We start from the raw sequence: 8,199 nt of genomic DNA on the forward strand, positions 1-8,199 counted from the left end.
GGGCGGCTGCGCGGGTCCTTCGCCAGGCACCCGGCGACCAGGCCCCTCAACTCGGCCGGTACGCCGTCGAGTCCGGGCTCCCCGCGGGCGATCCGGTCGGCCGTCCCCTCGGCGGGGCCCTCGGCGAACGGGGTGGCGCCGGTCGCCGCGTACGCCAGCAGCAGCCCGAGCACGAAGAGGTCGGACGCGGCCCCCACCTCGTGTCCGGCGAGCTGCTCCGGGGTGAGGTAGCCGAGCCGTACGGAGAGCTGCCCGCCCGGCAGCGCCTCGGCCGCGGCGGCACCGCCCAGCGGGCCGAAGGCGGTCAGCCGGGGGCCGTCGGCGGCCAGCAGCACCGTGTCCGGCGAGAGGCCCTGGAGGGCGGAACCGGTGGCGTGCACCCGGGCCAGCACCTCCGCGACACCCGCGCCGAGTATCCGTACCGCGCGCTCGGGCAGCGGACCCGCGACGGCGATGGCCTCGGCGAGCGTCAGCGCGGGAATGTAAGGGGCGGCCGTCCAGAGGCGCTCCGGGCCGGAGGCCGGCCCGTCGTCGTCGCCGGGGACGTCGAGCGGCGGCTGCACCCAGCCGCCGGCCAGCCGTTCGGCCGTGCGGACCTCGGCCAGGAAGCGGCGCCGGAAGGCGGGCAGCGCCGCGAGCTCCGGCCGGGCCGCGGTGATCAGCACCAGCTCCCCGGTGTCCGCGCCACGCGCCACGTAACTCACCGCGCTCGCCGTGCCCCGGTGACGGGCCAGCGCGGTGTACGGGCCGAAGCGCCGTGGATCGTCCTGACGCAGCGCCTCCATGGCGCACCCCCCTCGTGACCGTCACTCGGCACCTGACCGCCGATCCTAGGGGGTTCGCCACCGGAGGGAGCGGGCCGCCCCGTGCCGTCAGCCGTCGCTGTTCGGCTTCGTCCAGGGCCACTTGGGGCGGAAGCGCTCCCGTCCCTCGGGGGCGTACTCGTACAGCCAGCCGCGCTGGATGTGCAGCCGGGGGGTGTGTCCGGCGGGGACGCGGCGGTACGCGTGGACGGTCGGCGGACCGCCGTCCTCGGCCGGCACCGGCACCACGTACCACTTGGGCGGATGGCCGGTGGGGCCGGTGAGGACGGGCAGGACCCGGCCGTCCAGGGGACCGCCCTCGAAGGGGGTGTTCTCGCTTCTCACCCGGACAGTCTCGCCCACCGGACACCGGCGGCCCCCCGGGCCGGGCCGCCGGGCGCGACCAGCAGGGGCGGACACCGGCGGCCCGGGCCCGCCGGTCGCCGGATCAGGCCAGCAGGCCGGACTTCCGCCACAGCTTGCGGCTCACGCCGTTCATCACGCCGATGTCGTCGAAGAAGTCGGTGAGCCGCTTGGCGCCCGACTGCATGACCTCCTTGCGGTGGCCGCTCGCCTTGACCTGGGCCAGCGCCTCGCGGCGGTCGAGGCCCACGTTCTCGTAGACCTGCGGGTTGATGAAGCAGACCGAGAACACCCGGGCCGCCTCGCCCGAGGTCAACCGGGTCAGCTCCCGCTCCCAGCGGGGGGCCGTCACCATCTGGCGGCGGAGTTCCTCGCGGGCGTAGCGGACGTGCCGGGCCTCCTCCACGACGTGGATGCGGGTCACCCCGCGCACCAGGGTCTGGACGCGCTCGTCCGGGAAGGTCAGCCGCTGCATCCAGTCGAGGATCTCCTCGCCGAGCAGCGTCGCGGCGAACGAACCCGGCGTGGTGGACACGCTCTTCAGGACCCGGGCGACATTGTGGTAGCCGCGCGGGACCGGGTACGTGGGGGCCCGGCCCCACTCGATCATCTTGCCGAACATCATCGAGTGGCGGCACTCGTCGGCTATCTCGGTGAGCGCGTACCGCACGTGGTTGCTGGTCACCGGCTTGTCGTAGATGTGCCGCACCAGCAGCTGCATCAGGATGATCTCGAACCAGATGCCCAGCGAGGCGAGCGACGCCGCTTCGTGCCGGGCGAGTTCCATCCGCTGCTCCTCGGACATCTTCCGCCAGAGCGGGGTGTCGTAGAGGGAGACCAGCTCGGGCGGCCAGAACCACTTGCCTTCCTCGATCGCGGAGTTCCAGTCGATCTCGGTCTCCGGGTCGAAGGAGTGCTTGGCCGAGGATTCGAGCAGGCGCTCGGCGATCTGCTCACGGTCCCGGAGCGGGCCGAGCGCGTCGCGGAGGACCTGGACGTCGTGTTCGCTCACTGTCGTCATGACTGGGGTACCTCGCACGTGGGTTACCTGGGGTCACCTCTTATTGGACTGCTTGTCAGCAAGGCAGTCAATCCCCCGGGTCCCACTCGTCGTCCGGGCGCCCCATGGCGTGCGTCACGTCAACTGCCGTTCCGTGCCGTTCTGTTACGGATGGGGCCGTCGGGACTTCCGTGACGCGGAAAGCCGGCCCATGGACGGGAGTGGGCACGAGAGGATGGCGGTATGACGAACTCCTCGCGGAACATCCCTGCGGACGTCTCTCCGGCCGATGCCGACGCGGCTCGCCGCAGTCTCGAAGGGCTGTCCCTCGGGGACGCGTTCGGCGAGCGGTGGTTCCCGCTCTTCCGTGAACGCCGACAGGCGCTCCGCGAGATCACGGACCGCCGGACCCCCGCCGAGCCCCGATGGCACTGGACCGACGACACCGCGCTGGCCCTCGCGCTCGACCAGGTTCTCGCCCGCCACGGGGAAGTCGTCCAGGACCGGCTGGCCCTCGTCTTCGCCCTCACCTTCGACGCGGACCAGGGGCGCGGCTACGGCCACGGCATGCACATGCTGCTGCCCCAGTTGCTGACCGAGCCGGCCGACTGGCGCACCCTCGCCCCCGGCCTCTTCGAGGGCGGCAGCCTCGGCAACGGCGCGGCCATGCGGGTCGCCCCGCTCGGGGCCCGCTTCCACACCGACCTGGACCACGTGTCCCGGCAGGCGCGCCTCCAGGCCGAGGTCACGCACGCCCACCCGGAGGGGATCGCCGGCGCGGTCGCCGTGGCGGTCGCGGCCGCCCTCTCGGTCCGGGGCGAACTCGCGCTCGGCGCCGTCGCGGACCGGACGCCCGAAGGGCTCGTACGGGATGGTCTGCGCAGGGCGGCGGAGCTGCCGTTCACCACCGAACCCTGGCGCGCCGCCGACCTCCTGGGCAACGGGCAGCGCATCAGGGCGGACGACACGGTGCCCTTCGCGCTGTGGACCGCCGCACGCCACCCGGGCGACCTGGAGGCGGCGCTCTGGGCCACCGCCGAGGGCTTCGGAGACGTGGACACCACCTGCGCGATCACCGGCGGGGTGGTCGGCGCCGCCACCGGGACCGGCCGGGTGCCCGGTGAATGGCTGCGCAAGCGGGAGCCGTTGACGGGCTTCCGGGAATCCTGACGTGGGGTTCACCACTGGGCGGGTACCTGTCAGAGCGGCGGCGTAGCGTGGACGCATGACCACGCCACCCCCGCCGCCGGGCCCGTTCGGCCCTCCCGTACCCCCGTCCCAGCCGTCGCCGCAGGGCCACCCGCACCCCGGTGGGGCCCAGCAGCCGGGCGCGTACCCGCAGCAGCCGGGATACGGCTACCCGAACGTGCCCCCGCAGCAGCCGGGGTACGGCTACCCCAACGGGCCTCAGCCGCAGCCGCAGCCGGGATACGGCTACCCGAACGCCCCACAGCCGCAGCCCGGCTGGGGCCACCCCGGGATACCCGGGCAGCCGATGGTGCCGGGCTTCCCGCCGCAGCCCCCGCGGAAGAAGCCGGTCAAGCTGATCGTCGGCGTCGTCGTCGGCGCCCTGGTGGCGGCCGGCGGCGTCGCCTTCGGCGTCTCGCAGCTCATCGACAAGGGCACCGAGGCCGTCTACCCGAAGGCCGAGAACAAGCTGGTGGTCCAGAAGACCCTGCTGGACGGCGAGTTCACCCTGTCCCAGGACAGGTCCGACACCGAGGGCAAGGACATCGAGGACACCCCCGACCTCAGCATCCGTGATGCCGAGGCCGTCGTCGCACAGTACGGCTCCGAGGGCGGCAACGTCCTCATCGTCTCCGGGATGTACGGCCGTATCGCCGACCCCGGGTTCACGCGCGACTCCATCATGAAGGGAGCGGCGGGGACCGGTACGGAGGACACCGTCGTGGTGCCTGCCAAGGAGTTCACCCCCGACGGCTACGACATCACGATCGCGTGCCAGGTGCAGCAGACGGGCACCGGGGGCGACAGGGGGGTCATCCCCATGTGCGCGTGGGGCGACGACAACACCGGGGCGATGGTCGCGATCCTGCGGATCGAGGACGCGCTGGGGGACGCCCAGGACGTCGATCTGGAGAAGGCGGCGGAGGAGACGGCGAAGGTGCGCGAGGAGATGCTGAAGCCGATCGGCTGACCCCCTCGGTGCCGTCACCGGTGCGGACTTCGGGGGTGGGGACAGCCCTACCCCCCGGTGGCCGGGTGGCAGGCTGGGCGCGGTCGTGCGAAACAGGGACGATGCTGCCATGACTGAGACCGCCTCGTTCACCGTGCCGCCCGTGTCCACCGAGACCGGGCCCGCTGCCCACCGGTTCCGCCGGGAGTTGGGCTACCTGCTGTCCGGACTGCCCTTCCAAGTGGCGGCGTTCACCGTCGCGGTCACCGGATTCGCCCTGGGGGTGTCCACCCTCGTGGTCTGGATCGGACTGCCGGTCCTGGCCGGGACCCTGCGCGCGGCACGAGCCCTGGCCGATGCGGAACGCCGTCGGGTGACGGCCGTCACGGGGCGTCCGTTAACGTCGCAGCGTCCCCGGCCCGCCGGCACGGGATGGGCAGGGGTGCTGCGTGCGGTGCGCGAACCACAGTCCTGGCGCGACCTGCTCCATGCGGTCGTCGCCTTCCCGCTCCAGGTCGTCACGTTCGCCGTGGCGCTGACGTGGACCCTCGGCGGTGTGGGCGGGCTGCTCTACGGCGCCTGGTCGTGGTCCCTGCCGCAGGGGCCGGACGACCAGGGCCTGGTGGAGCTGATGTTCGACAACGCCTCGCGGGCTGTGGACATCGGCTTCCACACCGCCCTGGGGGTGTTCATGTTGGCCACCGCCGTTCCGGTGGTCCGCGGGCTGACCGCGGTGCAGACCCGGCTGGCCCGCGCCCTGCTGACCGACCGGGCCGCGTAGCCACGGGCCGGGGCCGCCCGGCGGCACCTGGTGGACGGCCCGGCGCGAGGGGCGGTTGCCGGGCGGCCCCCTTGGGCGACGGCTTCCGTTGGGAGCCGGACAGCCATGGTCGGTCCGCCATCGGCATCAGCCTTCCAGTGCCGCCTCCATCACCGCCCGGGCGATCGGCGCCGCGCTGCCGCCGCCGCTGATGTCCGCGCGGTCCGCCGCCGCGTCCTCCACCACCACGGCGACCGCCACCTCGGGTGTCGCCGAACCGGCCGACTGCGCCCACGAGATGAACCAGGCGTACGGCGCACCCGTGTTGTCCACCCCGTGCTGAGCGGTACCCGTCTTGCCGCCGACCGTGACGCCGTCGATCGCCGCGTTGGTCCCGGTGCCGTTCTCCACGACGTCGACCATCATCCGCCGCAGCTGGACGGCGGTCGACGGGCTCATCGCCCGCCGGTAGGAGCGGGTGGACGTCTGCGACACGGTGTCGCCGTCGTGCTTGGCCGTACGGTCCACCAGGTGCGGATAGGCGATCTCGCCGTCGTTCGCCACGGCGGCGGCGACCATCGCCATCTGGAGCGGGGTGGCCGTCGTGTCGAACTGCCCGATCGAGGACTGCGCCAGCTGGTCGTCGCTCATCTCCGTGTCGAAGTTGCTCTTCGCCACCCCCGAGGGAATCCGCAGCCCGGTGTCGTTGAAGCCGAAGTCCCCGGCCGCCTCCACCATCCCGTCCAGCCCCACCTCCACCCCCAGATGTGCCATCACCGTGTTGCAGGAGACCCGGATCGCCTCCGCCAGCGACGCCTTCTCGCAGCCGCTCGACTCGTTGGGCAGCACGGTGGACGTGCCCGGCAGGACGTACGGGGACGGGGTGTCGGTCTCCTCGTCCGGGTCCTCCACCACCCCGGCGTCCAGCGCCGCCGCCGCAGTCACGATCTTGAAGGCCGAACCCGGCGGATAGGTCTGCCGGATCGCCCGGTTGAGCATCGGCCGGCTCTCCGAGGCATTGAGCCGCGCCCACGCGTCGGTCACCGCCGAGCCGGTGCCGGAGAGCTGCTCGGGGTCGTACGAGGGCGAGGAGACCAGGGCCAGGATCTTCCCGGTCGACGGCTCCAGCGCGGCCACCGCGCCCTTGCGCCCGGCGAGACCCTCGTAGGCGGCCCGCTGCATCGCGCTCCGGACGGTGGTGACCACGTTGCCGCCCGGCTGCCGGCCGCGCGTGAGGTCGTTCCAGAGCGGCAGCGGGGCGAGCAGCGAGTCCGTCCCGGAGAGGATGCCGTCCTCGGCGTTCTCGATCAGGGTGGTGCCGTACGTCTGCGAGGCGTAGCCGGTGACCGGTGCGTACAAGGGGCCGTGGAGGTAGGTGCGTTCCCAGGCGAGCTGCTCGCCGGTGTCCTTGGAGCCGGTGACGGTGGCCGTCGCGTCGCCGCTGCCCGTACGCACCAGGATGTTGCCACGAGGCTGGTCGTAGCGGGCGATCGTGTTGCGGCGGTTGGCGGAGTTGCCGGTCAGCTCGTCGGCCTCGAAGACCTGTACGCGCGCCGCGTTCACCAGCAGCGCCGCGAGGAGCAGCAGACAGAACGCGGCGGCCCGCCGGATGTACCGGATCACCGCTCGTCCTCCGCGATCGGGGCGATGACGCCGGTCTCCGGCCCGTCGGGGCGTGGAGCGCGGGCCTGGTCGCTGAGCCGGATCAGCAGCGCCACGATGATCCAGTTGGTGACCACCGAGGAGCCGCCCTGCGCCAGGAACGGCATGGCCATGCCGGTCAACGGGATCAGCCCCATCACCCCACCGGCGATCACGAACACCTGGAGCGCCAGGATCGAGGCGAGCCCGACGGCCAGCAACTGCCCGAACGGGTCGCGCAGCGCGAGCCCCGCGCGGTAACCGCGCGCCACCATCAGCGCGTACAGCAGGAAGATCGCGGTCAGCCCGGCCAGGCCCAGCTCCTCGCCGGCGGTCGCCAGGATGAAGTCGGACTTCGCCGCGAAGCCGATCAGGACGGAGTGCCCGAGCCCGAGGCCCGTACCGAGCATCCCGCCCTCGGCGAACGCGAAGAGCGACTGCGCCAGCTGGCTCGGCCCCTGTCCGGCGTCGATCGTGGCGAAGGGGTCCAGCCAGTCCTCGACCCGGCTGTGCACGTGCGGTTCCACCGAACCGACCACGAACGCCCCGACCGCCGCGAGCAGCAGACCCACCGCGATCCAGCCGATGCGCCCGGTCGCCACGTACAGCAGGATCACGAAGAGGCCGAAGAAGAGGAGCGAGGTGCCCAGGTCACGTTCGAGGACGAGGACCCCGACGCTCAGCAGCCAGATCGCCACGATCGGACCGAGCACCCGGCCGGTGGGCAGCTGGAGCTTCCAGACCGTGCGGCCGGAGTACGCGAGGGCGTTGCGGTTGGCCGCGAGGTACGCGGCGAAGAACACCGCCAGCAGGATCTTCGCGAACTCACCCGGCTGGAAGGAGAACCCGCCGGCCCTGATCCAGATTCGGGCGCCGTTCACCGCCGGGAAGAAGATCGGCACGATCATCAGCACCAGCGCGGCCGCGACCGACAGGTAGGCGTACCGCTGGAGCACCCGGTGGTCGCGGAGCAGGATCACCACCACGATGAAGAACGCCACCCCGAGCGTCGACCAGATCAGCTGGGTGGGCGCCGCCGTGTCCGAGGGCGTCTCCAGGTCCAGCCGGTAGATCAGTACCAGGCCCAGCCCGTTGAGCAGCACCGCGATGGGGAGCAGCAGCGGATCGGCGTACGGGGCGCGGAAGCGGACCGCGAGATGGGCGACGAGCGCCAGCAGCCCGAGCCCTCCGCCGTAGCGGGCGACGTCGGGCGGTACCGCGTCGTCGTGGGCGAGGCCGACCGCCGCGTACCCGTAGACGGAGATGAGGACGGCGCCGACGAGGAGGGAGAGCTCCACGCCGCGCCGTCCGGGCAGCCGGAGCGGGGGTGGGGGAGAGTCCACCGTCGGTGCGGTCATGCCAGGAACGTAGCAAGTAAGGGGGCTTATTTCCCTTATGTCATAGTGCGGCGGTCGCGCGGATGTTCCGGGACCTCGGTGGCTCCCGGGTCTCCCGGGTGGAGACGCGCCGCCGCCCGGGTCCTCGCGAGGCGGAC

General features: G+C 72.5%; 8 protein-coding genes. 3 read left to right on the forward strand and 5 right to left on the reverse strand.

The genetic code is table 11. The features are described 5' to 3' along the window. The 3 genes from ACWD3D_RS29330 to ACWD3D_RS29340 all read right to left on the reverse strand — a co-directional run. Positions 1–785 (reverse strand): protein kinase domain-containing protein (locus tag ACWD3D_RS29330; RefSeq protein ID WP_451463790.1); only part of this gene is annotated, 785 nt, incomplete at its 3' end. Positions 786–872: 87 nt separating this feature from the next. Beyond that, positions 873–1,148 carry a hypothetical protein gene (locus ACWD3D_RS29335; RefSeq protein WP_328719434.1) on the reverse strand — a complete coding sequence of 92 codons (276 nt, stop codon included), beginning with the start codon at positions 1,146–1,148 and terminating at the stop codon, positions 873–875. Positions 1,149–1,251: 103 nt separating this feature from the next. After that, a complete protein-coding gene (locus ACWD3D_RS29340) occupies positions 1,252–2,187 on the reverse strand; it encodes an AurF N-oxygenase family protein (protein ID WP_451463791.1) in 936 nt (311 codons plus the stop codon). A 222-nt stretch (positions 2,188–2,409) separates the two neighbouring features. Between ACWD3D_RS29340 and ACWD3D_RS29345 the strand changes: the two genes are divergently transcribed. The 3 genes from ACWD3D_RS29345 to ACWD3D_RS29355 all read left to right on the forward strand — a co-directional run bounded on the left by ACWD3D_RS29345 (position 2,410) and on the right by ACWD3D_RS29355 (position 5,084). Continuing rightward, positions 2,410–3,336, forward strand: a complete 927-nt coding sequence (locus tag ACWD3D_RS29345) for an ADP-ribosylglycohydrolase family protein (protein WP_451463792.1) — start codon at positions 2,410–2,412, stop codon at positions 3,334–3,336. A gap of 55 nt (positions 3,337–3,391) precedes the next feature. Then, the gene (locus ACWD3D_RS29350; protein WP_451463793.1) at positions 3,392–4,324 is read left to right on the forward strand and encodes a hypothetical protein; all 933 of its coding nucleotides are present in this window, start codon (positions 3,392–3,394) and stop codon (positions 4,322–4,324) included. Positions 4,325–4,433: 109 nt separating this feature from the next. Continuing rightward, positions 4,434–5,084: a sensor domain-containing protein gene (locus ACWD3D_RS29355; RefSeq protein ID WP_451463794.1), complete on the forward strand. Its 651-nt coding sequence runs from the start codon at positions 4,434–4,436 to the stop codon at positions 5,082–5,084. Positions 5,085–5,210: 126 nt separating this feature from the next. On the opposite strand, the gene ACWD3D_RS29360 is transcribed toward ACWD3D_RS29355, so the two are convergent. After that, the gene (locus ACWD3D_RS29360; protein ID WP_451463795.1) at positions 5,211–6,686 is read right to left on the reverse strand and encodes a penicillin-binding transpeptidase domain-containing protein; all 1,476 of its coding nucleotides are present in this window, start codon (positions 6,684–6,686) and stop codon (positions 5,211–5,213) included. Then, the gene (locus ACWD3D_RS29365; RefSeq protein ID WP_451463796.1) at positions 6,683–8,062 is read right to left on the reverse strand and encodes an FtsW/RodA/SpoVE family cell cycle protein; all 1,380 of its coding nucleotides are present in this window, start codon (positions 8,060–8,062) and stop codon (positions 6,683–6,685) included. The genes ACWD3D_RS29360 and ACWD3D_RS29365 overlap by 4 nt, the downstream gene beginning before the upstream one ends. Positions 8,063–8,199 lie beyond the last annotated feature (137 nt).

The organism is Streptomyces sp. NPDC002690 (assembly GCF_053592415.1).

Bases quoted from the DNA above. Each gene is read 5' to 3' on its own strand.
- ACWD3D_RS29340 (WP_451463791.1), bottom strand. From the start codon at position 2,187: ATGACGACAGTGAGCGAACACGACGTCCAGGTCCTCCGCGACGCGCTC.
- ACWD3D_RS29345 (WP_451463792.1), top strand. From the start codon at position 2,410: ATGACGAACTCCTCGCGGAACATCCCTGCGGACGTCTCTCCGGCCGAT.
- ACWD3D_RS29350 (WP_451463793.1), top strand. From the start codon at position 3,392: ATGACCACGCCACCCCCGCCGCCGGGCCCGTTCGGCCCTCCCGTACCC.
- ACWD3D_RS29355 (WP_451463794.1), top strand. From the start codon at position 4,434: ATGACTGAGACCGCCTCGTTCACCGTGCCGCCCGTGTCCACCGAGACC.
- ACWD3D_RS29365 (WP_451463796.1), bottom strand. From the start codon at position 8,062: ATGACCGCACCGACGGTGGACTCTCCCCCACCCCCGCTCCGGCTGCCC.